The following is a 24,573-nucleotide window of genomic DNA, read 5'->3' on the forward strand; positions in this document are numbered from 1 at the left end:
AGTATAATTTCTGTAGGGACAAGTATCCCTGAACTTTCTGCTTCAATTATAGCAGTAATTAATAAGGAAAAGGCAATTTCAATTGGAAACTTAATTGGATCTAATATATTTAATTTATTGGCAGTTCTTGGTATAACTTCAATTATTGCTCCAGTTGGTGTTGTTGATATGGGGCTTTTAAATAACGATATTTGGTGGATGATTGCAATTTCTTTTTTGATTTTACCACTAGTTTTTCTTTTTAAACGAAATCAACTAAGTAAAATTGAGGGTATTATATTATTAACTATTTACCTATCATTCTTATATCCTTTGGTATTCATATAAAAAAACACCCATTAATTATTTAGTTAAGGGGTGTTTTAGGAGAATGAAAAAGAACTATATTTTTGCCGATTTAACTGTTTTTACTATTCTTGAAGCAATTTTATAAGGATCTCCGTTAGATGCTGGACGTCTATCTTCTAACCATCCTTTCCATCCATTTTCTACTGTAGCTATAGGTATTCGGATTGAAGCTCCTCTATCAGAAACACCATAACTAAAATCAGTGATAGAAGCAGTTTCATGAAGACCAGTTAATCTTTGATGGTTGTCATGACCGTAAACAGCAATATGCTCTTTAGTTACAGGCCTAAATGCTTCACATATTTTTTCATAAGTTGCTTTATCTCCACAAGTTCTAAGAATTTCATTTGAAAAATTAGCATGCATTCCTGAGCCGTTCCAGTCTCCCTTTACTGGTTTGGGGTGGTATTCAATATAGTAGCCATATTGTTCTGTGAGTCGATCTAGAAGATATCTCGCTATCCATATTTCATCTCCGGCTTTTTTTGCCCCTTTGGCAAAAAGTTGAAATTCCCATTGACCGCTTGCAACTTCTTGATTTATTCCTTCGAAGTTTAAACCAGCATCAATACAAAGATCAGCATGTTCTTCTACAAAATCTCTCCCATGAGTATTTCTTCCTCCAACTGAGCAATAATATAGTCCTTGAGGACCAGGATAGCCTCCCACAGGGAATCCTAGGGGAAGTTGAGTGTCAGTATCCATAATAAAATATTCTTGTTCAAAACCAAACCAAAAATCGTTATCATTATCGTCAATAGTTGCTCTTGCGTTAGATTCATGAGCTGTACCATCTGCATTTAACACTTCAGTCATTACCAAAAAACCATTAACTCTTAGTGGGTCTGGGTAAACTGCAACTGGCTTTAAAAGACAGTCTGAAGACCCCCCTTCTGCTTGTAGGGTTGAGGATCCGTCAAAAGACCACACTGGACATTCAGATAATTTTCCATTGAAATTTTCTATCACCTTAGTTTTGCTTCTCAGATTAGCTGAGGGCTTGTAACCGTCAAGCCATATATATTCAAGTTTTGATTTGCTCATTATTACATATTTATTTTAAAATCTAAAATTAATAATTTATTGAAGTTACACCCCTTTTAAGTGGGTGTAATATGTTGTATGTGAATAAATTTTTATCAATACCCAGGTTTTTATGGGGTTATATTACTGATTTGTTAATAGATATGCTATTTACTCCCGTAATTTTAAAAAAACTTTATATTTGATTCTAATTAAAAATAAATATTTTGAAACATTCTGAAATTTTTGGAACAAGTGTGTTTAATGAAAATAACTTTAAACAATACTTAAATAAGGAATCTTACAATAATTTAAAAGAAGTAACAGATAAAGGAAATAAAATATCTCGAACTCTGGCAGACCAAATAGCAGCAGCTATGAAATCCTGGGCTATTTCTAAAGGAGCAACTCATTATTCACATTGGTTTCAACCACTTACAGGAATAACCGCTGAGAAGCATGATGCTTTTTTTGATATCACTATTGATGGTTTTGCACTTGAAAAATTTGATGGTGCCCAGTTAGTTCAACAAGAACCAGATGCTTCAAGTTTTCCAAGTGGAGGAATTAGAAATACTTTTGAAGCTAGAGGATACACGGCTTGGGACCCTACTTCTCCTGCTTTTATTTTTGACACTACTTTGTGTATACCAACAATTTTTGTTTCATATACAGGAGAAGCTTTGGATTATAAAACTCCTTTATTAAAATCAATAGCATCTTTAGATCAAGCTGCGACTTCAGTCTGTAAATTTTTTGATAAAAATGTATCTAAGGTTTATCCAACTTTAGGTTGGGAGCAAGAATATTTTTTAATTGATAAATCACTAATGGAATCAAGACCTGACTTAAAGTTAACTGGAAGAACATTGTTAGGTCACGGATCTTCCAAAGGACAACAGTTGAGTGATCATTATTTTGGATCAATCCCAAGTAGAATATTGGAGTTTATGAAAGAGCTTGAATATGAGTGTTTAAGGTTAGGTATCCCCGTTAAAACTAGACATAACGAAGTTGCTCCAAGTCAATTTGAGTTAGCTCCAATATTTGAGGAAGTAAACTTATCTGTTGATCATAATTCTCTTCTGATGGATATTATGCATAAAGTAGCTCATAAACACAATTTAGAGGTTTTGTTTCATGAAAAACCTTTTGAAGGAATTAATGGTTCAGGTAAACATAATAATTGGTCCTTATCTACCAATACTGGAATTAACTTACTTAGTCCAGGTAAAACTCCAATGAGTAATCTACAGTTTTTAACATTTTTTATAAATACTATTTCAGCAGTCTTAGATCATGAAGAACTTTTAAGAGCTGCAATTTCAAGTGCCAGCAATGATCTTAGATTAGGAGCAAATGAAGCTCCTCCTGCAATTTTATCAGTGTTTATTGGTGAGCAATTAACAAGAGTATTAGAGGATTTAGAAAACGTCTCAAAAGGTAAATTGTCTCCTGAAGAAAAGACAGATTTAAAATTAAATGTAATTGGAAAGATTCCTGAAATTTTACTGGACAATACAGACAGAAACAGAACTTCACCTTTTGCTTTTACAGGAAATAAGTTTGAATTTAGAGCTGTAGGTTCAAAAGCAAACTGTGCCAAGCCTATGACGTTTTTGAATGCTATGGTTGCAGAAAAATTAATTTCGTTTAAGAAAAAAGTAGACAATCTTGTTTTTGAAAAAACCATGAAAAAAGATGATGCTATTTTTAATATTTTAAGAGATCAGATAAAGGAAATAAAGCCAATATTATTTGAAGGAGACGGTTATTCAGATAATTGGAAAATAGAAGCTAAAAGAAGAAAATTGAGTCACAATAAATCAACTCCTGAAGCTTTACCAGTTTATTTATTTAAAAAAAGTATAAATCTTTTTTCATCTTTGAATATTTTATCACAAAGAGAAATTGAAGCAAGATATATTGTTGATCTTCAAGAATATACTATGAAAATTCAAATTGAAGCAAGGACATTAGGTGATATTTCTAGAAATCATATAATTCCTACAGCTATAAATTATCAAAATACTCTCATTGAAAATGTAACTGGTCTTAAAGAAATTTATGGGAAAGATTTTAAAAAATATGCCAATGAACAAATGTCTATAATCGAAAGAATTTCTGAACATGTTTCAGCTATAAATTCTGGGGTAAATTCTATGATTCATTCTAGAAAAAAAGCAAATGAGCTAGTTGACCATCAAAAAAAAGCTTTAGCCTATTCTAGCCAAGTTTTTACTAAAATGGGACCAATAAGATATCATTGTGATAAACTTGAGTTATTAGTAGATAATACTCTTTGGCCACTTGCAAAGTATAGGGAACTTTTGTTTAGTTACTGATTAATCCAATTCTAAAAATAGATTCTAATATATAGTGTGATTTTAAATACTTGAAGTATTTTTGTTATATGTCAACTAACAGATATAGTCTTCGCGGTGTTTCCGCTCAGAAAGAGGATGTTCATAACGCTATAAAAAATTTAGATAAGGGATTATTCCCAAAATCTTTTTGTAAAATTATCCCGGACTACTTAACCAGTAGTAAGGATCATTGCATAGTGATGCATGCGGATGGAGCTGGAACAAAAACTTCATTGGCATATTTGTATTGGAAGGAAACAGGAGACTTATCAGTTTGGAAGGGGATAGCTCAAGATTCTTTAATAATGAATATTGATGATTTAATATGTGTTGGAGCAACAAACAATATCTTACTTTCTTCAACTATTGGTAGAAATAAAAACTTGATTCCTGTTGAGGTTATTTCAGCAATTATAAATGGAACCCAAGAGTTGATTGAAGATCTAAGAAAGTATGATATAAATATTATTTCTTGTGGGGGAGAAACAGCCGATGTCGGAGATCTTGTTAGAACGGTGATAGTAGATTCAACAATTACTGCTCGAATGAAGAGAGAGGATGTTATTGATAATTCTAATATTAAATCTGGAGATGTTATAATCGGTCTTGCATCTTATGGAAATGCAACATATGAAAATACCTATAACGGTGGAATGGGTAGTAATGGATTAACTTCTGCAAGACATGATGTTTTTGCAAATTATTTAGCGAAAAAATATCCTGAAACCTTTGACTCAAAATTACCTACTCCATTAGTATATTCGGGAAAAAAAAAATTGACTGATCCGGTTGATGGGCTAGACATTGATGTTGGAAAATTAGTTTTATCTCCTACAAGAACTTATGCGCCAATTGTTCAGAAGGTTTTTAAAGAAGTAGGTAGAAAAAATATTCATGGAATGATTCATTGCAGTGGAGGAGCACAAACTAAAATACTTCACTTTATTAATAATCTCCATGTGATTAAAGATAATTTTCTTCCTGTTCCACCTTTATTTAAAATTATCCAAAATGAATCTGGGACTTCAGGAAGAGAGATGTATCAGGTTTTTAATATGGGTCATAGATTGGAATTTTATGTCGATAATTCATGTGCAAACGATATTATTTCAATTTCTAAAAGATTTAATGTAAATGCTCAGGTTATTGGTAGGGTTGAGTCTTCTAAAACTAATAAACTTACTCTTAAAACACCTCAAGGTGATTTTATATATTAATTATATCGTAATTTTAACTTAATAAATCATGAAATGTTAGATAAGTTAAACATTATTAAACAAAGGTTTGATGAGATCTCAGATTTAATAATACAACCTGATATAATATCTGATCAAAAAAAATATATTCAAATTAATAAAGAATATAAAGATTTAAAGAATATTATGGATCAAGGCGATGTTTATATGTCTTTAGTTGCAAATATTGATGAAGCAGAATTAATTTTAAAAGAAGAGACCGATTCTGAAATGATAGAAATGGCCAAAATTCAAATTGAAGAATCCAAGACTCAAATTCCAGAATTAGAAGAAAAAATCAAGTATTTATTAATACCAAAAGATCCTGAAGATCAAAAAAATGTCGTAATAGAAATTAGAGCAGGAACAGGTGGGGATGAAGCAAGTATCTTTGCTGGAGACTTATACAGAATGTATATAAAATATTGTCAAGATCAAGGATGGAAGACTAGTTTGGTGGATTCTAGTGAAGGTACTGCGGGTGGATTCAAAGAAATTATTTTTGAGGTTTCAGGACAAGAAGTTTACGGTACATTAAAATACGAATCAGGAGTTCACAGAGTTCAAAGGGTTCCTCAAACTGAAACACAGGGTAGGGTTCATACATCAGCTTCAACTGTCATGGTTTTACCAGAAGCTGAAGAGTTTGATGTAGAAATCGATATGAATGAAGTTAGAGTTGATTATTTCTGTTCTTCAGGTCCTGGTGGTCAATCTGTGAATACTACATACTCTGCAGTAAGATTAACTCATGAACCAACAGGTATTGTAGCTCAATGCCAAGATCAAAAGTCTCAACATAAAAATAAAGATAAGGCATTAAAAGTTTTAAGATCAAGACTTTATGAGCTTGAATTGAGTAAAAAATTAGAGGCTGATTCAGAAAAAAGAAATAATTTGGTTTCTTCTGGAGATAGATCGGCTAAAATAAGAACATATAATTACCCTCAGGGAAGAGTAACTGATCACCGAATCGGTCTAACTCTATATGATCTTCAAAATATAATAAATGGAGACATTTCTAAAATAATTAATGAAATTCAGCTTCATCAAAATACTGAAAAACTTAAAGCTTCAGCAGAACTTATATGAATCAAAAAAATATTTTCGAACAAATTAAGGAAAAACGATCTTTCTTATGTGTTGGCTTAGATGTTGATTTAAATAAAATTCCAAAACATCTTTTGGCAGAAGAAGACCCTATTTTTTCTTTTTGTAAGGGTATAATTGATTCAACACATAAATATGCAATAGCCTATAAGCCAAATATTGCCTTTTTTGAATCATATGGTTCTAAAGGATGGGAGTCGTTGGAGAAAGTAAGTAATTATCTTTCTGTTAATTATCCTAATGTTTTTAGTATTGCAGATGCTAAACGGGCTGATATTGGAAATACTGCTTCTCGTTATGCTAAAGCTTTTTTTGAAAATCTTTCATTTGATTCAATAACACTTTCTCCATATATGGGACGCGACTCTATTGAGCCTTTTCTTAATTTTAAAAATAAATATGCAATTATTTTATCGCTTACATCTAACGAAGGTGCTGAAGATTTCCAATTTTTAACTAGCGATAACACACCTTTATTTGAAAGTGTAATTAAGTCTTCTAAAACATGGAAAAATTCTGAAAAAATAATGTATGTTGTTGGAGCTACTAGATCTGAGTTCATAAAAAAAATTAGAAATATAGTCCCTAATTCATTTCTTTTGATTCCAGGGGTTGGAGCTCAAGGTGGAGATGTAAGCGATGTTGCCAAAGCAGGAATGAACGACCAATGTGGATTAATCGTTAATTCATCACGCCAAATCATTTATGCAAATAATGGATTGGAGTTTGGTATTTTTGCTAGAGAAGAGGCTATAAAGCTTCAAAAAGTCATGGAAAAAGAATTAATAAACAAGGGGATTATATAAATGCTTCATTATTCAGTTTATAGAAATAAAAATAAATCTCGATGGATAACATTTATTCATGGTGCTGGAGGTAGTTCATCAATCTGGTTTAAACAGATAAGGTATTTTTCAAAATATTTTAATTTATTATTAATTGACTTAAGGGGGCATGGTAATTCTAAGAGTCTTGTAATTAATCCATTTCAGCCAAAGTATACTTTTGATGTTGTAACCCAAGATATAATCGAAGTTTTAGATAAAGAAAAAATATCAAAATCACATTTTGTTGGAATTTCATTAGGAACAATTTTAATAAGAAAAATTGCGGAAATCTGCCCCGAAAGAGTTTTAACTATGATAATGGCAGGTGCAATTATTAAATTAAATTTTCGATCTAGATTAATGATGTATTTTGGAAATTGGACTAAATCTTTTTTACCATACATGATAATTTATAAAATGTTTGCATGGATTGTAATGCCAAACTCCAATCATAAAGAATCAAGAATTTTATTTGTTAGAGAAGCTAGGAAGCTTTACCGAAAGGAATTTTTAAGATGGTATAAGTTAACAGCCGAGATTATTCCGTTACTTAAAATATTTAGAAAAATTGAGGTTAAAATACCTACTTTATATATTATGGGTGAACAAGATTATTTATTTCTAACACCAGTTAGAAAACTTGTTTCAAGACATAGTTTTTCAAAACTTATTGTCTTACCAGAATGTGGACATGTAGTAAATGTTGAGCGTTCTGAACTTTTTAACAAGGGTATGCTCTCTTTTATTCACAATCTTAATAAGTAGTTTTATTAATTTAAGACTAATAATTTTATTATTTAATACCTGGTTGTTTTAAAACAAAATTTTCTTTTTCTTTTGATTTAATGACCGTTTCCTCTACTTGTTTTAGGAGTCCTTTTGAATCATAAATAACACCATTACTAATTGTATATTTTATCCCACCAACTCTTACAACTTCATTGTTTTCATTTAATTTAATTGCTCCTGTTCCGTACAAAACTTTAAGATTTATTAATGGATTTTCTTCAATAATTATTAGGTCAGCATTTTTTCCAACTTCAATAGAGCCAATACTTTTATCCATACCAAGTGCTTCAGCTCCATTGAGTGTTGCAGATCTAATTACTTCAAGAGGATGAAATCCAGCTTCACGAAGTAGCTCAAGTTCTCTAATGTATGCGAATCCATAAAGTTGATAAATAAAACCTGAATCTGATCCAGTAGTTACTCTTCCGCCTCTATTTTTATATTCATTTATGAAGGTCATCCATAATTTGAAGTTATTTTTCCATTCAACTTCTTGCTCGGTTCCCCAGAAATGCCAATAAGATCCATGAGATACTTTACTTGGCTCGTAAAATCTCCATAGTGAAGGAAGAGTATATTTTTCATGCCATTCCGCTCTTCTTGCTCGATGTAAATCTCTACTAGCTTCATATATATTAAATGTTGGATCTAGTGTAAAATCTAAATCTATTAATTCGTTCATTACTGAATTCCAATGATCTGAGAATGGAGAAGCAGCTTGCTTCCAGAGTTTTCCAGCTTCTTCAAACCTATGTTGCTCATTTTGATAATTGTAATCTAGAGGATAATCCTGAACAGTTCTATCTTCAAATAGTGCCTCTGGAAGTCCATACCAATGCTCCATTGAGGTTAATCCAGCTCTAGCAGAATGAAGAACATTCCATCTTGCAACACTCATTTGAGCATGGTGACATGCAGACCCAAGGCCGAGTCTTTTGTTTTCAACCAAGGCTGCTTTCATTATTTTAGGATCTGCACCAAAAAATTTAATTCCATCTGCCCCATTCTTTTTGTTTTCTTGAACCCATTCTATAGCTTCTTTAGGGGAGTTAATACCATTTATACTGCCTTGACCGAATGATGTATATGCTATAATTCTAGGAGCTATTATTTCATTTTCTTCTGCCTTTTGCTTTAAATCTAAAGTATAATTAAGTCCTCTTCCACTGGGTTCTCTAACTGTAGTTACTCCATGAGCTAGCCAAAGTTTAAATACATAATCCCAGTCTGCTCCCTGCGATGTTCCGCCAATATGTCCGTGCATATCAATAAAACCGGGTAATATGTACATTCCAGAAGCATCAATTTCTTTACCTCCATTTTTTAATTTAGGACGTCTACTATTTTTTATTTCAACTCCTGGATAACCAACTGTTTTTATTTGAACAATTATGTCACGCTCCACAACAATATCTACAGGTCCAATAGGAGGAGCTCCATTACCATTTATAAGTGTTGCGCCTCTAATTATTAATTGGGAGAATGGTCCTTCAGACAACTCTTGAGACGATATGTAGGTTGAGCTTATTATTAATATAAAAAGACATAGAAAATTTTTCATATAATTTTTTTATTTAAAGATATAAAAAACCCCCAGAAACCAAACTGGGGGTTAAAAACCAAACACATAAACCTCTCGAGAGCAGTTAGAAAGAATAAATAGCTGCAATGACAAATGAGGCTAAATTATCAGATGAATCTAAACCATCTTTAAATATTTTTTCAGATGCACTATCAATTCTTATTTCAGGTTTAAGAATCATATTCCCAGAAGAATAACTTCCTGTGATTGTTAGAGAAGTGTTATCAGCATCACCTGAAGCTTTCCCAAAAATACCAGTAAAATTATTTTTATCAGAGAACATCTCACCTCTTAATCCAAGGCTGAATGACTCAGAAAATATCAGTTGAGGATATAGAGCAACTCCTGAAAAACCTCTATCACCATCAGGCGAATCCTGAGAAGCAGAAGTTGCATTAATTCCTAAAAAGAATGATTCTCCTATGTCAAAACCTCCTGTATAATCAATTTGAGAATACCCTTGACCGCCTAAATAATTTAGATACTGTCCATTAAATCCATATTGAACTCCCAATAAATATGTGTCATCAGGATTGCTTTCAGTCATATCAGTAGGGTTTAAAATTCCAATCATTAGTGAGCTATTATCTGAAAGAGAAAAGTCAGCTTTAATACCTGTGTGTGAAAAAGGACCGTATGAAAACATGTAGGAAGTAGAATAATTAAAATTAGCAATAGGTGATATCACTTCATAACCAAGGAAAGTGTTGAAGTTACCCAATGTAATTATTGTGTTTTCTCCAAAATTAAAATAAACATACATCTGATTTACAATATTACTAGATCCTTTAGAATTAAAAACTGCCTCTTTTCCTTTTGGTCCGTAGACTAAATCTGCAACAAAACCTGATTTTTCTCCTTCATATCCAATAATAATATTAGCCATACCAAGAGAAAATCCAGGAAGATTAGCAAATGATGTTCCAGGTTTGGAGTCGAAGTCGTTAGATAAGTTATAACGAAGGTAGGTGTCAACAGACCCAGTGATACTAAAATTCGCGTCTTCATCTGCTTCTTGAGCAAAAACGTAACTAAATACTGTTGACATTAATAAAACTTGAGCTATGTTTTTTAAATTTTTCATCATTAATGATTTAGATTATTCGTATGCTTTCATTCCATGCTCAGCCATATCAAGGCCTTCAGTTTCTTCTTCTTTATCAACTCTTAGGCCAATCAACTTTTTAATTGAGTAAAAAATTATGAAAGATGATACAATGCAGAATAAAGCTATTATAAGTATTGATTTTAATTGAATTATAAATTGCTCAAATCCAGCCATTTCACCAAAAATACCAACAGCTAATGTTCCCCATATTCCACATATTAGGTGGACAGCAACTGCACCTACTGGATCATCAAGTTTTAATTTATCTATTAAAGAAATACCGGCAACAATAATAATTCCTGCAAAAAACCCAATAAGGATTGCGTCTGTTGGGCTCATTTGGTCTGCTCCAGCTGTAATACCAACTAAGCCTCCAAGAATTCCATTCATAAACATCGTTATATCATATTTTTTGTATAGGATATTTGCTAAAATTGAGGATGTTACGCCACCAGAAGCAGCAGCTAAACAAGTTGTTACTAGTGTAAGAGAGGTTAGTGAAGGATCTGCAGATAAAACAGATCCACCATTGAATCCAAACCAGCCTAGCCAAAGTATTAATACCCCTGAAGCGGCGAGTGGAATATTTGATGCAGGTAAAACCCTTGGTTTTCCATTTTCATCAAATTTTCCAATTCTCGCACCTAAAAGATATATTCCTACTAGTGCAGCCCATCCACCAACTGAGTGCACTAGAGTAGATCCTGCAAAATCATAAAACCCCATTGTATGTAAGAATCCACCTCCCCATTTCCACGATCCAACAACGGGATAAACCAGTCCAACATAGAATATTGTAAATAACATGAATGATGTTAATTTAATTCTACCGGCAACTGCCCCTGATACAATTGTTGCTGCAGTTGCTGCAAACATTCCTTGAAATAAGAAATCAGTCCACCACGTATATCCTCCATCTGCATAACCAAAATTCATACCTCCTTCAGGAGCCGTAATTCCAAATCCACCAAATTTTAACATACCTAAAGAACCTTCTTCAAAACCAGGATACATTAATTTGAATCCGCCTAGAGTATACATCAAGAGACCTACTGTAATTACAAAAAAATTTTTAAATAGTATGTTCACTGTATTTTTCTTTTGCGTTAATCCGATTTCTAAAAATGAGAACCCTAAGTGCATAAAAAAAACTAAAGCAGTGCAAATCATCATCCACACATTGTTTATAGTTAAAATTGTTGTTTCCATTTTTTAAAATTTAATTATTAATATTAATTTAATGAATTTCCCCCCTTTTCTCCAGTTCTAATTCTATAAGCATTTTCAACAGGTAGAATGAAGATTTTTCCGTCACCAACCTTATCTGTAGCTCCAGAATTAATAATTGCGTCTATTGTCGGTTGAACAAAGTCATCATTAACTACAATTGATAAAAATCTTCTTTGTATTTCGGCTGTGCTATATGATATCCCTCTGTAAACATGCCCTTGTTTTTCATTTCCAACTCCTGTAACATCCCAATAGCTAAAAAAATTAACCTCTACATCATGTAGAGCTTTTTTAACATCATGGAATTTTGATTTCCTAATTATTGCTTCAATTTTTTTCATATTTATCTGATTTTTTACAAATATATTTTATAAAATTTATACCCCCACTAAAAAAGGGGGTTGTATTTATTAATATTATTAATTTATCATATATACCCATATTAATTTAGGGTATAAATAATAAATTATATATAAAATTTTACATATGTACAAAAAAAATAGGGGTGTATGGTGTTTTTTTAATTTAAAAATTAGATTTCATATCCTATTTTAATCATTAAAAGACCAATTATGAAACTTGATATTACGTAAGTAAAAAACATCAACCAATCATCATTTTTTATCATTAAAAATGACTCATGACTGAAAGTTGAAAAAGTTGTTAGGCCACCGCAAATTCCAAAAGTTAAAAAAATTATCCAGTCGGATTTAAAATTTTTAATAGCCCAATTCATGAAAAACCCCATAAGAAAACACCCTAAGAGATTTACTAAAAATGTTCCCCAAGGAAAGTTATTTGAATTAGTTTGATTTATTCTACTGATTATATATCGAATACTACATCCAATTCCACCTCCTAAAAAAACTAATATTATCTCTTTAATTATTTTCATTTAATTGGATAATAAACCCCGGTAATCCAGGTTGTTGAATCTCTACTTTGTTCATTACCTTTCCAGAAAATCTCAAAAGGGGCATTAAATATTTTTTTATTTTGCTTCGATATTTCGCTATCTAGTATGTGCCAAGCTTTATTTCTATCGAACAAGTAACCCTCATGTATAACAGTTAATACATCTTGTTTGGGGAAATAATTACACACGAACTTTAGTGGTAATTTAATATTTTTACAGCTTTCAACTGGTAAAGCAACTATGTATTGTATTACTTCTTCTGTTTTTGAAGTGTAAATTATAAATGGAAATCCATTTTTAGATATATTATTATCAATTATAAAATTATTAAGTTTTCTAAATTCTTGTTTTTGATTTCTATCAAAACTTAATGATGATGATGAAAGAATTTTTCCAATATATAAACCACCTTGATGAAGTTGTTTTCCTTTATAATTATTACTGCTTTTAAAACCCGATAGACTTATTGCAATAATTATTAACAACATAAATGAAAAAACAATTACAGCTTCTTTTATGTTATAGTTTAAATTTTTATAAAATTTATTTATCACTTCTGAGTATAAATTTTAATTAAGAAAAGAGATAAAACTAATCCGATCATAAATAAAATTATTTTAAAGCTTCCTTTAAAATATTCTTCTTGGTCTTTTTTGTCTCTTTTGTAGGAATAGAATATTATTGTTGAAAAAATAATAACAAAAAAAACTGCAAAAAGGAGTTGTCCAGAACTAAACATTATTTTTTTTTACTAAAGTAATGAATGCTGTTCAAAAGATAGAATATTTTAATGTTTTGTGTTATTTTGTAAAAAAAATATTATGATTAAAAAACCCATTGAATTTGTTAAAAAATTTCATGATGCATTCAATATTCTTGATGCTTCCTCTCCTACAATTAATTTGAGTTTAGAAAAGATTCAACTTAGATATAACCTAATGCAAGAAGAAAATGAAGAATATTTGACAGCTGCTCAAAATAAAGATATGGTTGAAGTAGCTGATGCGCTTGGAGATATGTTATACATATTATGTGGAACAATCTTGACTCACGGTATGCAACATAAAATTGAAGAAGTTTTTGATGCGATTCAAGAAAGCAATATGAGTAAGCTAGATGAGAATGGTAAGCCTATTTATAGGGAAGATGGAAAAGTTTTAAAGGGACCAAACTATTTCAAACCCAATATCAAAGAAATATTTAAAAAAAGTTAGATTTTAAACCTCCAATCTCCAATTGTAAGGGTCATTAGAAATATTATATTGAATTTCAGTAATTGTTTTTTTTATTTTTTCAGCATATGAGTTCTCCATTGACTCAATCTTATAGTCAATTTTTTTATAACCAAAACCTGAAAAAGGAATTATGACTACAGCAGTCCCAGACCCAAAAATTTCTTTTAAAGAACCACTTTTAGAGGCATCTACTAATTCATCAACAGTTAGAGATCGAACTTCAACAGTTATTCCCATATCTTCGGCAATTTGAATAGTACTTTTTCTTGTTACTCCGTCAAGAATTCTATCGTTTGTTGGGGCTGTGATTAATGTATTTCCAATTCTAACAAAGACATTCATAGTTCCTGCCTCTTCGATATATTTGTGTTCCTTAGCATCAGTCCAAATTATTTGATGATATCCTTTCTCTTGGGCAATTGAAGTAGGGTAAAATGAACCTCCATAATTTCCAGCAGCTTTTGCATATCCCACACCTCCATTTGCAGCTCTACTGAATTCTTCGGCTATTAAAACATTAAATTCAGAATCATTATAATATGATTTTGCAGGGGAACAAATAATAATAAATTTATATTCATTTGAAGGAGACGCTTGAACTGTTGCTTGACTTGCAAAAACAAAGGGTCTTATATAAAGTGAATTTCCCTGTCCTGGTTTAACCCAATCAGAATCTATTGAAATTAGTTTTTTTAAACCTTTCATAAAATACTCTTCTGGAACCAATGGTATTTTCATTCGCTCACAAGATTTATTTAGGCGCTTCCAATTTTCTTTTGGCCTGAACATCCAAACTTTTCCATTACTATCTTTATAAGCCTTCATTCCTTCAAAAACAGATTGACCGTAATGAAGAGAACTCATTGAAGGATCTATAGACAGAGGTTGATAAGGGATTATTGTAGGATCATTCCATTTTCCATCTGAATAATCACAAACAAACATGTGGTCTGAAAAAACTTCTCCAAAAGACAGATTTTTGAAGTCAATCTGATTTATCTTTGATTTTTTATTTATTTGTATTTCCAACGAAAATATTTTTACTCAAAATTAAAATTAAAATTAATTTATTTTCATTATGTGCACTATTTTTTTTTGTAAAATTTAAGCTTTGTGAAAAATAATAATAAAAATATATTTCCTTTATAGTATGTTAGAAAAAATATTGACTCAAGATGGAAGTTATTCTCTTTACGACTCTGACTTGAAAGAGACATTTCATTCAAGAAAAGGAGCGTTAACCGAATCAATTCATGTTTACATTTCAGAAGGTCTTGATTTTTTTTTAAAAAACAAATTAAACATTATCTCACTTGAAGTTTTCGAAATGGGTTTTGGAACAGGGTTGAACGCAGTATTATCAAAAAGATTTGCAGAATTAAACAAAATAAAAATAAATTATACTTGTATTGATAAATATCCTTTAAGTGATATTATAATTAAATCAGTAAAAGTTAATGATTTATCTAATAACGAAATAGATATATTAAATTGTAATTGGGATGAAACTAATCATATTTCTGATCTTTTTAAAATCCACAAAATATATGATGATTTTTCAAACATTAACTATAAAAATTATTTTGATATTATTTTTTACGATGCTTTCGCTTATCACGCTCAGCCCCATATGTGGAGTGAGGTTGTACTGAAAAAATCAATTGATCTTTTGAAAAAAAATGGTATTTGGATCAGTTATTGTGCTAAAGGTGAAGTTAGGAGGTTACTACAAAAACTTGGTCTTGTTGTTTATAGAATCCCTGGTCCACCTGGAAAACGAGAAATGTTACGTGGTATAAAAGTCTAATTACATTATTTTAAAATGAGAAAAAAAATATTAATAACAGGTGCAACAGGACTTGTTGGCAGAAATCTGGTAATTAAAGCATTGAAAAAAGGCTATTCTATTAATTTTTTAACAACACAAAAACATAAAATTAATTCCTTAAAAGGATGTAAAGGCTTCTACTGGGATCCTTTCAAAGGAAAAATTGATTTAGATGCTTTTAAAAACACCTCATACATTGTAAATCTTGCAGGATCATCCATTTCAAACAAATGGAGTAAAAGTTATAAAATAAAAATTATAGAAAGTAGAGTTCTTTCATCCCAAATTTTATATAATTCTTTAGTAGACATAAATCATAAACTTAAAGGAATAGTATCTGCTTCCGCAATTGGATATTATCCGAGCTCATTAGATATGTATTATAAAGAATCTGACATTTTTAATCCTGAAAATTATCTTCAAAAAGTAGTAGATAAGTGGGAAAGTTCGGTTGATGAGTTGGAAACGTATTCTAATAATACCATAAAACTTAGAATTGGACTTGTTTTATCTGATCAAGGAGGGTTTTTATTAAAACTTTTATTACCAGTTAAATTTGGCCTTGGTTCATCTTTCGGGTTAGGTAATCAATGGCAATCATGGATTCATATTGAAGATCTGTCAAATCTAATTTTACATGGTCTTGAAAAGAATTTAAACGGAGTTTATAATGCAGTTGCACCAAATCCAATAACTCAAAATGAACTTGTAACTTTATTGGGTAAGAGAATTAATAGACCAGTTTTTTTACCTAATATTCCTAAAAAAATTATTGAAACTATTTTTGGAGATAGAAGTCAATTATTATTAGATAGTCATCGAGTAAGTTCAGATAAAATATTAAAATCTAAATTTAAATTTGAGTTTAAAAAATTTGAACAGGCAATTAAAAAATTAAAATTAGACTAAGTGACATTTTGACACTTATTGAGAATTGGCAATAACTTTGCATTTATATTTAAAAATCATTTATGAGTAAGGCTAAAGAAAATAAAGAATTAAGCAAAAATACTAAGGTTAAAAAGAAAAATACAAGCACCAAGAAAAGTACTGCAAAGTCTAGCCTGAAGGATGATTTAAATAATGAAAAAGAGAAATATCTTCGTCTATTTGCTGAATTTGAAAATTTTAAAAAAAGAACATCAAGAGAACGTATTGAATTATATAAAACTGCTAATAAAGAAGTAATGTCAGCTCTAATTCCAATCATGGATGATTTTGACAGAGCTAATTCACAGGTTGATATCGAAAATGCCACTGACGAAATAAAAGGTTTTTTATTAATTTTTAATAAAATGGGCGAAATACTGAAATCAAATGGATTAAATGAAGTTAAAATTTCAGTAGGTGACGTTTTTGATTCTGAAATTCATGAGGCTATAACTCAAATTCCAGCTCAGAAAGAGGATCAAAAAGGAAAGGTAATGGATGTTATAGAAAAGGGTTATCAGCTTGGTGAAAAGATAATTAGATTTCCTAAAGTTGTTGTTGGTAAATAAAAATATTTTATGAAAGAAGATTATTATGATATTTTAGGAATTTCAAAAGATGCTTCGGCTGGTGAAATCAAAAAAGCTTACAGGAAAAAAGCAATTCAATTCCATCCAGATAAAAATCCTGGTGATGATTCCGCAGAGACTAATTTTAAAAAAGCTGCTCAGGCTTATGAGGTGCTAGCTGACTCAAACAAGAGGGCCAAGTACGACCAGTATGGTCATGCAGCTTTCGAAAACGGTGGGTTTGGAGGTAGTGGAGGTGGAATGAACATGGACGATATATTTAGTCAATTTGGAGATGTTTTTGGAAGTGCTTTTGGAGGTTTTAGTCAACAAGGTTCAAGTCAAAGAAGAGGAAGTAATCTTCGAATTAGAGTAACATTATCACTTGAAGAGATACTTTTGGGGGTTGAAAAAAAAGTTAAAGTTAAAAGAAAAGTTCAAGCACCTGGTCTTTCGTATTCAAGATGTAATAATTGTAACGGATCAGGCCAAGTTAACAAAATCACAAATACAATTTTAGGTAGAATGCAAACATCTGCTCCATGTAGCTCATGTGGAGGAGGAGGTCAGTCAATTGAAAATCGTCCTGTAGGTTCTGATTCTCAGGGTATGATAAATGAGGAAGAAACGGTATCTATAAAAATTCCACCTGGCGTAGAAGAGGGGATGCAATTGAAAGTTTCTGGAAAAGGAAATGCAGCTCTATCAAACGGAATTTCCGGAGATTTATTAGTTTTGATAGAGGAAAAACCTCACGATTTATTTGTAAGAGAGGGTCAGAATCTACATCTAGATATTTACATAAGTATTTCAGAAGCAGTTTTGGGTATCTCTAAAGATATTCAATTGTTAAACGGGAAAGTACGCATAAAACTTGACGCTGGTATTCAGTCCGGAAAAACTTTAAGACTCAGAGGTAAAGGTCTTTCAGATATTAACGGTTATTCGAGTGGAGATTTGTTAGTTCACATAAATATATGGACACCAAAAGTATTAAATAGAGAACAAAAAAAGTTTTTTCAAAGCATGATTGATGATGATAATTTTGAGCCAAGACCAGATAAATCCGATAAATCATTCTTTGAAAAAGTCAAGGAAATGTTTTCTCAATAATTAACTACACTTCGGATAAATATTATAAATGTATTCTTTTGTTTTTAATAAAAAAATATGTTTTGTTTTTATGGTATCTTAGAACATGAATTTTATACAAAATCCATTTATTAGATTTTTAAATACCGAGATAACTTTGGGTAAATCTATAGCTATCACTCCAAAATCAATATTAATTATTTTGTTTATATTTTTTATTACTTGGCTTGCTCTTAAGGCAATCAGGAAAATAATACACAGAGCATTATCTAGTGAAGCAAAAATAAAATTTAAAAGTATTTTTTCTTTCTTCAATTACTTTATTTATGTAATTGTTTCACTTATTACAATGGATACCCTTGGAATTGATCTAACTGGTTTTTTTGCAGCATCAGCAGCATTATTGGTAGGTATAGGACTTGCTCTTCAAACATTTATTCAAGACATCATTTCTGGAGTTTTTATTATAGCAGATCAGGCAGTACATGTTGGAGATATAATTCAAATTGATGGACAAATAGGTAAGGTTGAAAATATTCAGTTAAGAACAACCAGAGCAGTAACAAGAGATAATAAAGTTTTGATAATACCAAATCATATTTTTCTAACTAAAATATTATATAATTGGACAGAAAATGGAACAATGATTAGAGAATCTGTTTCTGTTGGTGTTGCTTACGACACAGATGTTGAATTTCTACAAAAAAATCTTGTTCAAATAGCTCTAAATCACCCCTTAATTAAAAATGAAAATAAGCCTTTTGTTTTATTTGAAGATTTTGGAGATAACGCATTAAAGTTTACAATAGTTTTCTCAATGTCAAATAGTTTTAATTTGTACAAAGTCAAAAGTGACTTACGTTTTTCTATGAACAAATTCTTCAAAGAAAATAATATTGAAATACCTTATCCGCAAAGAACTGTAAGTATTATTAATCCAATTAATAAATAATCATGGCGAAAATTTTAATTATTGAAGATGAAGAACCTATTAGAAGAGTTTTACTTAGGATATTAACTGAGGAAGATCCATTATACCAAGTTCATGAGGCTTGTGATGGTAAAGAAGGTTTGAAAATGATTAATAATAATATTTATGATCTTGTCTTGTGTGATATAAAAATGCCTAAAATAGACGGTATAGAAGTTCTTGAATCTATCAAGAGTCGTAACAATACTTTACCATTTATTATGTTAACTGGTCATGGTAATGTTTCAACAGCAGTTGAAGCGATGAAGCTAGGTGCTTATGACTTTATTTCGAAACCCCCCGACTTGAATAGACTTTTGAATTCTGTAAGACATGCTTTAGAGAATAAAAATTTAGTAAGTGAAAATACTATCTTAAAAAAGCAGGTTATAAAAAAATATAAAATTATTGGAAGTTCATCAGCAATTAAAGTAATTAATGATTTAATTGATAAAGTTGCACCGACAGATGCTAGAGTTCTAATTACTGGAGAAAATGGAACTGGGAAGGAACTAGTTGCACATAACTTGCATCAGAAAAGCGAGAGATTTAAATTTCCTTTTGTTGAATTAAATTGTGCGGCAATTCCATCAGAATTAATTGAAAGTGAGCTTTTTGGACACATAAAAGGTGCATTTACATCTGCTATTAAAGATAGACCTGGAAAGTTTGAATCTGCTAACAATGGAACTTTATTTTTAGATGAAATCGCCGACATGAGTCTTGCTGCTCAAGCAAAAGTATTGAGAGCATTGGAGGAGAATAAAGTTCAACGAGTCGGAGGTAATAAAGATATTTCTGTTAATGTTAGGGTAATTGCTGCAACAAATAAAAATTTAAACATAGAAATAAAAAATGGCCACTTTAGAGAGGATCTCTTTCATAGATTAGCTGTAATATTAATTGAAGTACCTCCTTTAAAAAACAGAAAAGATGACATTGGTTTATTGGTTGATCACTTTATTAATGCACTTTCTGATGATCAAGGTTTAGAAGTCAAAAAAATTGATTCAAAAGCCATAGAATCCCTAAAAAATTATCCATGGTCTGGAAATATTAGAGAGCTAAGGAATGTTGTGGAAAGACTAATGATTTTAGGAGATAATCCAATAACTAAAGAGAATATTGATCAGTTCGCTCCAAAATAAATTTAAATTATGTTTCGTTTTTTTTACTTTCTTATTTTGCTTTCTTTATTATCATATTCACAGGATGAAGCAAAAATTAGCTCCCAAATAAAGTCATTTTATGACTTTTCTTTGACTAATGGAAAAAGCTATTTATGGTTAGAACATTTATCCAATCAAATTGGAGGGAGACTATCTGGTTCGTTAAATGCAGAAAGAGCAGTTCAATGGAGTAAAGAAGAATTAGAAAATTTAGGATTAGATAAGGTTTGGCTTCAACCAGTAATGGTTCCAAAATGGGTGAGAGGTAATTTTGAATATGCTAGTATAGAAAGTTCAACAGGAAATTCAATTAGTGTAACCATTTGTGCTCTTGGAGGTTCAGTAGCTACTCCCAATAGAGGTATTAGGGCTGAGGTTATAGAAGTTAAATCTCTGGATGAATTAAATGAAATAGGTTTAGATAGAATAGCTGGAAAAATAATCTTTTTTAACCGTCCAATGGATCCAAAAATAATTAATACTTTTTCTTCATATTCTGGATCTGTTAATCAAAGAACTAGAGGTGCAGAGGAAGCCCTGAAATATGGAGCAAAAGCTGTAATTGTTAGATCTATGAATCTAACTAATGATGATTTTCCACATACAGGATCAATGTATTATGGGGCTACAAAATTAAGAGATAGAATTCCAGCTGCTGCAATAAGTACAAACGGAGCAAATCTTTTAAGCTCGATGTTAAAGCTAGATCCAAAACTTAAATTTTTTATTAAGCAAAATTGTCAAAATTATCCTGATGTTTTATCTTATAATGTTATAGGTGAGATAAAGGGGAGTGAATTTCCTGATAAGATAATTTTAGTTGGTGGCCACCTTGATTCATGGGATTTAGGGGATGGTTCTCATGATGATGGAGCTGGAGTTGTTCAGTCGATGGAAGTTTTAAATCAGTTTAAATCTTTGGGTATTAAGCCACGCCATACATTGAGAGTTGTCTTATTTATGAACGAAGAAAATGGATTAAGAGGAGCTAGAAAGTATTTTAAAATTGCTGAGAATAAGAAACAATATCATCTTTTTGCTCTGGAGTCAGATTCAGGTGGGTTTACCCCGAGGGGTTTTTCTTTTAATTCATCGGATTCTGAATTTGATAAAATAAAACAATGGGAAAAATATTTTGAACCTTATTTTGCAAATAAATTTATCAAAGGGGGTGGAGGTGCTGACATTCGTCCTCTTAGGGAATTTGGAACTATACTATCAGGATTCAAACCAGACTCTCAGAGGTATTTTGATTATCATCATTCATCAAAAGATACATTTGATGGAATAAACAAGAGAGAGCTTGAATTAGGTGCTGCTGCTATGACGAGTTTAATATATTTAGTTGATATTTTTGGTTTTTAAAGTGTAATTTAGTCAAAAAATTTTCATGGGCCTTTTTTCTGCCTACACTAAGGAGTTTAAGTATAATTTGAAACTCGCGATACCAGTAATTACAGCTCTTCTTGGTCACACTTTTGTTCAATTAGTCGATAACATTATGGTTGGCCAACTAGGAACTACATCCTTGGCTGCTATATCGCTTGGAAATAGTTTTTTTTGGGTAGCTATGTCTCTAGGTATTGGTTTCTCAACTGCTATTACCCCTTTGGTCGCAGAAGCAGACGGACAAGGTAGAACCGCAAAAGTTAGAAAAGTTCTCATTCATGGACTACTTTCATGTACATTTTTGGGTCTAATTTTAACATTTTCTGTTTTATTAGCTCAGCCACTTTTATTTAAAATGGGTCAGCCTTCAGAGGTAGTTGATTTTGCATATAAATACTTATTTTGGGTAGGAATTTCTTTAATTCCTTTATTAATTTTCCAGGCTTTTAAACAATTTTCTGATGGTCTTTCTTATACTAAACCGTCTATGTACGCAAGTTTATTGGCAAATGTTTTTAATGTATTATTAAATTATATGTTAATTTTTGGAAACTGGGGCTTCCCAGCTATGGGAATTGAAGGAGCAGCGATAGGTACATTTATTTCAAGGATTTTAGCTTTAATATTTATGATTGGATATCTATTAATTGACAAAAAATTCAATCCTTATGTTAAGAATATCGTTAAAAGAGGTTTAGATAAGTTACTTTTTAGTAAAATTTTCAGACTAGGGTTCCCTAGTGCTGCAATTATGTTTTTTGAAGTTACTTTTTTTACATGCGCAGTATGGTTATCAGGATTACTTGGTAAAAACCCTCAGGCTGCCAATCAAATTGCATTAAATTTATCAACAGTTACATTTATGTTTGCAATGGGGTTCGGGGTTGCTGCTATGGTAAGAGTTGGTAATCAAAAAGGAAAAAGAAATTACATAGAACTTCGACGGGTAGCTTTATCTATGTTTCTATTGATTTTAATTTTTGACATTATATTTTGCTTATTCTTTTTGATATTCAATGAACAACTACCATGGCTTTATTTAGATTTAGAAAGCTCTTCTAATATATCAGATGTATATCAAGTAGCAAGCTTATCAGCAAGTTTATTAATAATTTCAGCATTTTTTCAAATATCTGATGGCTTGCAGGCAGTTGTTCTGGGTGCGTTAAGAGGTTTACAAGATGTTAATCTTCCTGCTTTTATAGCATTTTTTTCGTATTGTTTGATTGGGTTACCTATTTCATATGGTATGGGAATTCATCTTGAATACGGCACAAAAGGTATTTGGATTGGTTTGCTTTCAGGTCTTACAACTTCATCTATTCTTTTATTACTTCGTTTTCAATATCTTACAAAAAAATTAATAAATAAAAATGTCAAAACCTAAAGAAGAATTATTTCCAAAATATCTAATAGGTGATAATTCAAAATATCCAAATAATATTTATGTTATTCATGTTGAATATCCTCGCTTTATTTTTAATGTTTCTAATGATGACATATTTTGGCTTGAGGAATTTACTAAGGATGATGAAACTGAAATTTTAAATAGCACTGAAGTTTGGATTGAAAATGCTCTAAAATTTTACGATTCTGAATTAAAAAGTTTTGACAAATGATTGACAACTTGTTAGAGTTAGACAAAATATTATTTATATTTTTAAATGGATTGGGGTCCCCTTCATTTGATATATTTTGGCTTATAATTACTAATAAGATTTTAAATGCAATAATTTATTTACTCTTGGCTTTTTATTTTTTTAAAAAAACAAATTTTAAATATTTCTCTTTAATGATTTTAACTATATCAGTACTGATATTATTTACAGATCAATTTACAAACTTTATTAAACACACAGTATCTAGACCAAGACCATGTCACGAAGCTGACCTAGAGAGTGTAATTAGATTGGTTAAGGAAAATTGTGGAGGAGCTTATGGTTATTTTTCAGCACATGCTTCAAATTCTTTTGCTTTAGCTTTTTTCTTTTCCAGATTATTTTCAAAACAAAAGTGGCTAACGATTATGCTTATTTCATTTGCTTTTATAGTTTCTTATAGTAGAATATATATAGGTGTTCATTATCCATTAGATGTTTTTTCAGGTATAATATTGGGATCATTTTCTGGTTATATAATTTATTCGTTTTGGAAAAAATTTATATTTGATTTTCAGTCACATAAAATAAATAATCTTTAGTTTTTAACTTTTAATAAATCAGGAAATTTAGCTTTAAACCTTTTTAACCTAGGAATGGAAACATTTCTAACATACGAGTTATTAGGATTTAGCCTTTCATAGTTTTGATGATAATTTTCTGCAATAAAAAATTTCTCTAATTCTTTAACCTCAGTAACAATTTTTCTTTTAAAAACTTTGTTTTCAGTAAGTTGTTTAATATGATTTTCGATAATTTTTTTTTCTTCATCAGTTTGGTAAAATGCAATAGATCTGTATTGTGTTCCCCTATCTGGACCTTGACTATTTAGGGTTGTAGGGTCATGTGACCCAAAAAAAACATTAACTAGGGTCTCAAAAGAAACAATCGAAGTATCATATATTACCTCTACAGCTTCTGCATGACCCGTTTCACCTGTTCCTATAGAATTATAAGTTGGATTTAATGTTATTCCTCCTGAATATCCTGAATAAACTTCTTTGACACCTATAATGCTCTCATAAATAGCCTCAACGCACCAAAAACATCCAGATGCAAAGTAAGCCCTTTTAATATTTTGATTTAACGCCTCACTTTCTGATTGCGACTTATTGGAATAATTTTGTGTATTTCTTTCTTTACCATAGCATGCCTGGAGCAATAGAATAATAGAAATAAGAATAATATTATTTTTCATG

The 24,573-nt window shown here is 30.7% G+C and carries 26 protein-coding genes; 17 read left to right on the forward strand and 9 right to left on the reverse strand.

From position 1 onward, the window contains the following. Nucleotides 1–327: sodium:calcium antiporter (locus AC3ATN_RS00725; protein ID WP_487531280.1), on the forward strand; the 327-nt coding region annotated here is incomplete at its 5' end. A 54-nt stretch (nucleotides 328–381) separates the two neighbouring features. Here the strand turns inward: AC3ATN_RS00725 and AC3ATN_RS00730 are convergent. Next, nucleotides 382–1,392 carry a glutamine synthetase beta-grasp domain-containing protein gene (locus AC3ATN_RS00730; protein ID WP_487531281.1) on the reverse strand — a complete coding sequence of 337 codons (1,011 nt, stop codon included), beginning with the start codon at nucleotides 1,390–1,392 and terminating at the stop codon, nucleotides 382–384. Nucleotides 1,393–1,598: 206 nt separating this feature from the next. On the opposite strand from AC3ATN_RS00730, the gene AC3ATN_RS00735 reads away from it, so the two are divergent. The 5 genes from AC3ATN_RS00735 (at nucleotide 1,599) to AC3ATN_RS00755 (ending at nucleotide 7,674) form a co-directional block, all read left to right on the forward strand. Beyond that, nucleotides 1,599–3,716: a glutamine synthetase III family protein gene (locus tag AC3ATN_RS00735; RefSeq protein ID WP_487531282.1), complete on the forward strand. Its 2,118-nt coding sequence runs from the start codon at nucleotides 1,599–1,601 to the stop codon at nucleotides 3,714–3,716. Between the two features lie 68 nt (nucleotides 3,717–3,784). After that, on the forward strand, nucleotides 3,785–4,954 hold the full coding sequence (locus AC3ATN_RS00740) for an AIR synthase related protein (RefSeq protein WP_487531283.1): 1,170 nt from the start codon (nucleotides 3,785–3,787) through the stop codon (nucleotides 4,952–4,954). Nucleotides 4,955–4,987: 33 nt separating this feature from the next. Continuing rightward, nucleotides 4,988–6,064 (forward strand): peptide chain release factor 1, encoded by a 1,077-nt coding sequence (gene prfA / locus AC3ATN_RS00745; RefSeq protein WP_487531284.1) that lies wholly within the window; start codon nucleotides 4,988–4,990, stop codon nucleotides 6,062–6,064. After that, nucleotides 6,061–6,888 (forward strand): orotidine-5'-phosphate decarboxylase, encoded by an 828-nt coding sequence (gene pyrF / locus AC3ATN_RS00750; RefSeq protein ID WP_487531285.1) that lies wholly within the window; start codon nucleotides 6,061–6,063, stop codon nucleotides 6,886–6,888. Before prfA ends, pyrF begins: the two co-directional genes overlap by 4 nt. Next, nucleotides 6,889–7,674 carry an alpha/beta fold hydrolase gene (locus tag AC3ATN_RS00755; RefSeq protein WP_487531286.1) on the forward strand — a complete coding sequence of 262 codons (786 nt, stop codon included), beginning with the start codon at nucleotides 6,889–6,891 and terminating at the stop codon, nucleotides 7,672–7,674. It abuts the gene before it with no gap. Between the two features lie 28 nt (nucleotides 7,675–7,702). Here the strand turns inward: AC3ATN_RS00755 and AC3ATN_RS00760 are convergent, their stop codons facing one another. The 6 genes from AC3ATN_RS00760 to AC3ATN_RS00785 all read right to left on the reverse strand — a co-directional run bounded on the left by AC3ATN_RS00760 (nucleotide 7,703) and on the right by AC3ATN_RS00785 (nucleotide 13,088). After that, nucleotides 7,703–9,259, reverse strand: a complete 1,557-nt coding sequence (locus AC3ATN_RS00760; protein WP_487531287.1) for an amidohydrolase family protein — start codon at nucleotides 9,257–9,259, stop codon at nucleotides 7,703–7,705. 85 nt (nucleotides 9,260–9,344) lie between these two features. Further along, entirely contained in the window at nucleotides 9,345–10,364 is a 1,020-nt protein-coding gene (locus tag AC3ATN_RS00765; protein ID WP_487531288.1) for an outer membrane beta-barrel protein, read from the reverse strand. A gap of 15 nt (nucleotides 10,365–10,379) precedes the next feature. Next, entirely contained in the window at nucleotides 10,380–11,597 is a 1,218-nt protein-coding gene (locus AC3ATN_RS00770; protein WP_487531289.1) for an ammonium transporter, read from the reverse strand. A gap of 23 nt (nucleotides 11,598–11,620) precedes the next feature. Further along, on the reverse strand, nucleotides 11,621–11,959 hold the full coding sequence (locus AC3ATN_RS00775; protein WP_487531290.1) for a P-II family nitrogen regulator: 339 nt from the start codon (nucleotides 11,957–11,959) through the stop codon (nucleotides 11,621–11,623). A 191-nt stretch (nucleotides 11,960–12,150) separates the two neighbouring features. Continuing rightward, entirely contained in the window at nucleotides 12,151–12,513 is a 363-nt protein-coding gene (gene crcB, locus AC3ATN_RS00780; protein WP_487531291.1) for a fluoride efflux transporter CrcB, read from the reverse strand. After that, nucleotides 12,510–13,088 carry a GyrI-like domain-containing protein gene (locus tag AC3ATN_RS00785; RefSeq protein ID WP_487531292.1) on the reverse strand — a complete coding sequence of 193 codons (579 nt, stop codon included), beginning with the start codon at nucleotides 13,086–13,088 and terminating at the stop codon, nucleotides 12,510–12,512. The genes crcB and AC3ATN_RS00785 overlap by 4 nt, the downstream gene beginning before the upstream one ends. 270 nt (nucleotides 13,089–13,358) lie before the next feature. Between AC3ATN_RS00785 and AC3ATN_RS00790 the strand changes: the two genes are divergently transcribed. Beyond that, nucleotides 13,359–13,748, forward strand: coding sequence for a pyrophosphohydrolase domain-containing protein (locus tag AC3ATN_RS00790; RefSeq protein WP_487531401.1), 390 nt, complete (start codon nucleotides 13,359–13,361; stop codon nucleotides 13,746–13,748). A gap of 3 nt (nucleotides 13,749–13,751) precedes the next feature. On the opposite strand, the gene AC3ATN_RS00795 is transcribed toward AC3ATN_RS00790, so the two are convergent. After that, nucleotides 13,752–14,798, reverse strand: coding sequence for a branched-chain amino acid aminotransferase (locus AC3ATN_RS00795; protein ID WP_487531293.1), 1,047 nt, complete (start codon nucleotides 14,796–14,798; stop codon nucleotides 13,752–13,754). A gap of 121 nt (nucleotides 14,799–14,919) precedes the next feature. Between AC3ATN_RS00795 and mnmC2 the strand changes: the two genes are divergently transcribed. From mnmC2 to AC3ATN_RS00845, 10 genes are all read left to right on the forward strand, one after another. Further along, nucleotides 14,920–15,576, forward strand: a complete 657-nt coding sequence (mnmC2, locus tag AC3ATN_RS00800) for a tRNA (5-methylaminomethyl-2-thiouridine)(34)-methyltransferase MnmC2 (RefSeq protein ID WP_487531294.1) — start codon at nucleotides 14,920–14,922, stop codon at nucleotides 15,574–15,576. A gap of 15 nt (nucleotides 15,577–15,591) precedes the next feature. Then, entirely contained in the window at nucleotides 15,592–16,506 is a 915-nt protein-coding gene (locus AC3ATN_RS00805) for a TIGR01777 family oxidoreductase (protein WP_487531295.1), read from the forward strand. A 62-nt stretch (nucleotides 16,507–16,568) separates the two neighbouring features. Next, on the forward strand, nucleotides 16,569–17,096 hold the full coding sequence (locus AC3ATN_RS00810) for a nucleotide exchange factor GrpE (RefSeq protein WP_487531296.1): 528 nt from the start codon (nucleotides 16,569–16,571) through the stop codon (nucleotides 17,094–17,096). A 9-nt stretch (nucleotides 17,097–17,105) separates the two neighbouring features. Beyond that, nucleotides 17,106–18,209, forward strand: a complete 1,104-nt coding sequence (dnaJ, locus tag AC3ATN_RS00815; RefSeq protein ID WP_487531297.1) for a molecular chaperone DnaJ — start codon at nucleotides 17,106–17,108, stop codon at nucleotides 18,207–18,209. 85 nt (nucleotides 18,210–18,294) lie between these two features. Beyond that, nucleotides 18,295–19,140 (forward strand): mechanosensitive ion channel family protein, encoded by an 846-nt coding sequence (locus tag AC3ATN_RS00820; protein WP_487531298.1) that lies wholly within the window; start codon nucleotides 18,295–18,297, stop codon nucleotides 19,138–19,140. A 2-nt stretch (nucleotides 19,141–19,142) separates the two neighbouring features. Beyond that, on the forward strand, nucleotides 19,143–20,306 hold the full coding sequence (locus AC3ATN_RS00825; protein ID WP_487531299.1) for a sigma-54-dependent transcriptional regulator: 1,164 nt from the start codon (nucleotides 19,143–19,145) through the stop codon (nucleotides 20,304–20,306). 9 nt (nucleotides 20,307–20,315) lie between these two features. Beyond that, entirely contained in the window at nucleotides 20,316–21,692 is a 1,377-nt protein-coding gene (locus AC3ATN_RS00830) for a M20/M25/M40 family metallo-hydrolase (RefSeq protein WP_487531300.1), read from the forward strand. Between the two features lie 25 nt (nucleotides 21,693–21,717). Next, entirely contained in the window at nucleotides 21,718–23,103 is a 1,386-nt protein-coding gene (locus AC3ATN_RS00835) for an MATE family efflux transporter (RefSeq protein ID WP_487531301.1), read from the forward strand. Next, entirely contained in the window at nucleotides 23,090–23,335 is a 246-nt protein-coding gene (locus AC3ATN_RS00840; RefSeq protein WP_487531302.1) for a hypothetical protein, read from the forward strand. The genes AC3ATN_RS00835 and AC3ATN_RS00840 overlap by 14 nt, the downstream gene beginning before the upstream one ends. 173 nt (nucleotides 23,336–23,508) lie before the next feature. After that, a complete protein-coding gene (locus AC3ATN_RS00845) occupies nucleotides 23,509–23,916 on the forward strand; it encodes a phosphatase PAP2 family protein (protein WP_487531303.1) in 408 nt (135 codons plus the stop codon). Here the strand turns inward: AC3ATN_RS00845 and msrA are convergent. Beyond that, entirely contained in the window at nucleotides 23,913–24,572 is a 660-nt protein-coding gene (msrA, locus tag AC3ATN_RS00850; RefSeq protein ID WP_487531304.1) for a peptide-methionine (S)-S-oxide reductase MsrA, read from the reverse strand. The two genes, AC3ATN_RS00845 and msrA, sit on opposite strands and share 4 nt — an antisense overlap. Between the last annotated feature and the right edge of the window lies 1 nt (nucleotide 24,573).

The sequence above is a fragment of the Candidatus Marivariicella sp. genome (assembly GCF_983056325.1).

Bases quoted from the DNA above. Each gene is read 5' to 3' on its own strand.
- AC3ATN_RS00825 (WP_487531299.1), top strand. From the start codon at position 19,143: ATGGCGAAAATTTTAATTATTGAAGATGAAGAACCTATTAGAAGAGTT.
- AC3ATN_RS00840 (WP_487531302.1), top strand. From the start codon at position 23,090: ATGTCAAAACCTAAAGAAGAATTATTTCCAAAATATCTAATAGGTGAT.
- AC3ATN_RS00770 (WP_487531289.1), bottom strand. From the start codon at position 11,597: ATGGAAACAACAATTTTAACTATAAACAATGTGTGGATGATGATTTGC.
- AC3ATN_RS00805 (WP_487531295.1), top strand. From the start codon at position 15,592: ATGAGAAAAAAAATATTAATAACAGGTGCAACAGGACTTGTTGGCAGA.
- AC3ATN_RS00755 (WP_487531286.1), top strand. From the start codon at position 6,889: ATGCTTCATTATTCAGTTTATAGAAATAAAAATAAATCTCGATGGATA.
- AC3ATN_RS00820 (WP_487531298.1), top strand. From the start codon at position 18,295: ATGAATTTTATACAAAATCCATTTATTAGATTTTTAAATACCGAGATA.
- pyrF (WP_487531285.1), top strand. From the start codon at position 6,061: ATGAATCAAAAAAATATTTTCGAACAAATTAAGGAAAAACGATCTTTC.
- msrA (WP_487531304.1), bottom strand. From the start codon at position 24,572: ATGAAAAATAATATTATTCTTATTTCTATTATTCTATTGCTCCAGGCA.
- AC3ATN_RS00730 (WP_487531281.1), bottom strand. From the start codon at position 1,392: ATGAGCAAATCAAAACTTGAATATATATGGCTTGACGGTTACAAGCCC.
- AC3ATN_RS00835 (WP_487531301.1), top strand. From the start codon at position 21,718: ATGGGCCTTTTTTCTGCCTACACTAAGGAGTTTAAGTATAATTTGAAA.
- prfA (WP_487531284.1), top strand. From the start codon at position 4,988: ATGTTAGATAAGTTAAACATTATTAAACAAAGGTTTGATGAGATCTCA.
- AC3ATN_RS00775 (WP_487531290.1), bottom strand. From the start codon at position 11,959: ATGAAAAAAATTGAAGCAATAATTAGGAAATCAAAATTCCATGATGTT.
- AC3ATN_RS00765 (WP_487531288.1), bottom strand. From the start codon at position 10,364: ATGAAAAATTTAAAAAACATAGCTCAAGTTTTATTAATGTCAACAGTA.
- AC3ATN_RS00830 (WP_487531300.1), top strand. From the start codon at position 20,316: ATGTTTCGTTTTTTTTACTTTCTTATTTTGCTTTCTTTATTATCATAT.
- crcB (WP_487531291.1), bottom strand. From the start codon at position 12,513: ATGAAAATAATTAAAGAGATAATATTAGTTTTTTTAGGAGGTGGAATT.
- AC3ATN_RS00740 (WP_487531283.1), top strand. From the start codon at position 3,785: ATGTCAACTAACAGATATAGTCTTCGCGGTGTTTCCGCTCAGAAAGAG.
- AC3ATN_RS00760 (WP_487531287.1), bottom strand. From the start codon at position 9,259: ATGAAAAATTTTCTATGTCTTTTTATATTAATAATAAGCTCAACCTAC.
- AC3ATN_RS00810 (WP_487531296.1), top strand. From the start codon at position 16,569: ATGAGTAAGGCTAAAGAAAATAAAGAATTAAGCAAAAATACTAAGGTT.
- mnmC2 (WP_487531294.1), top strand. From the start codon at position 14,920: ATGTTAGAAAAAATATTGACTCAAGATGGAAGTTATTCTCTTTACGAC.
- AC3ATN_RS00845 (WP_487531303.1), top strand. From the start codon at position 23,509: ATGATTTTAACTATATCAGTACTGATATTATTTACAGATCAATTTACA.
- dnaJ (WP_487531297.1), top strand. From the start codon at position 17,106: ATGAAAGAAGATTATTATGATATTTTAGGAATTTCAAAAGATGCTTCG.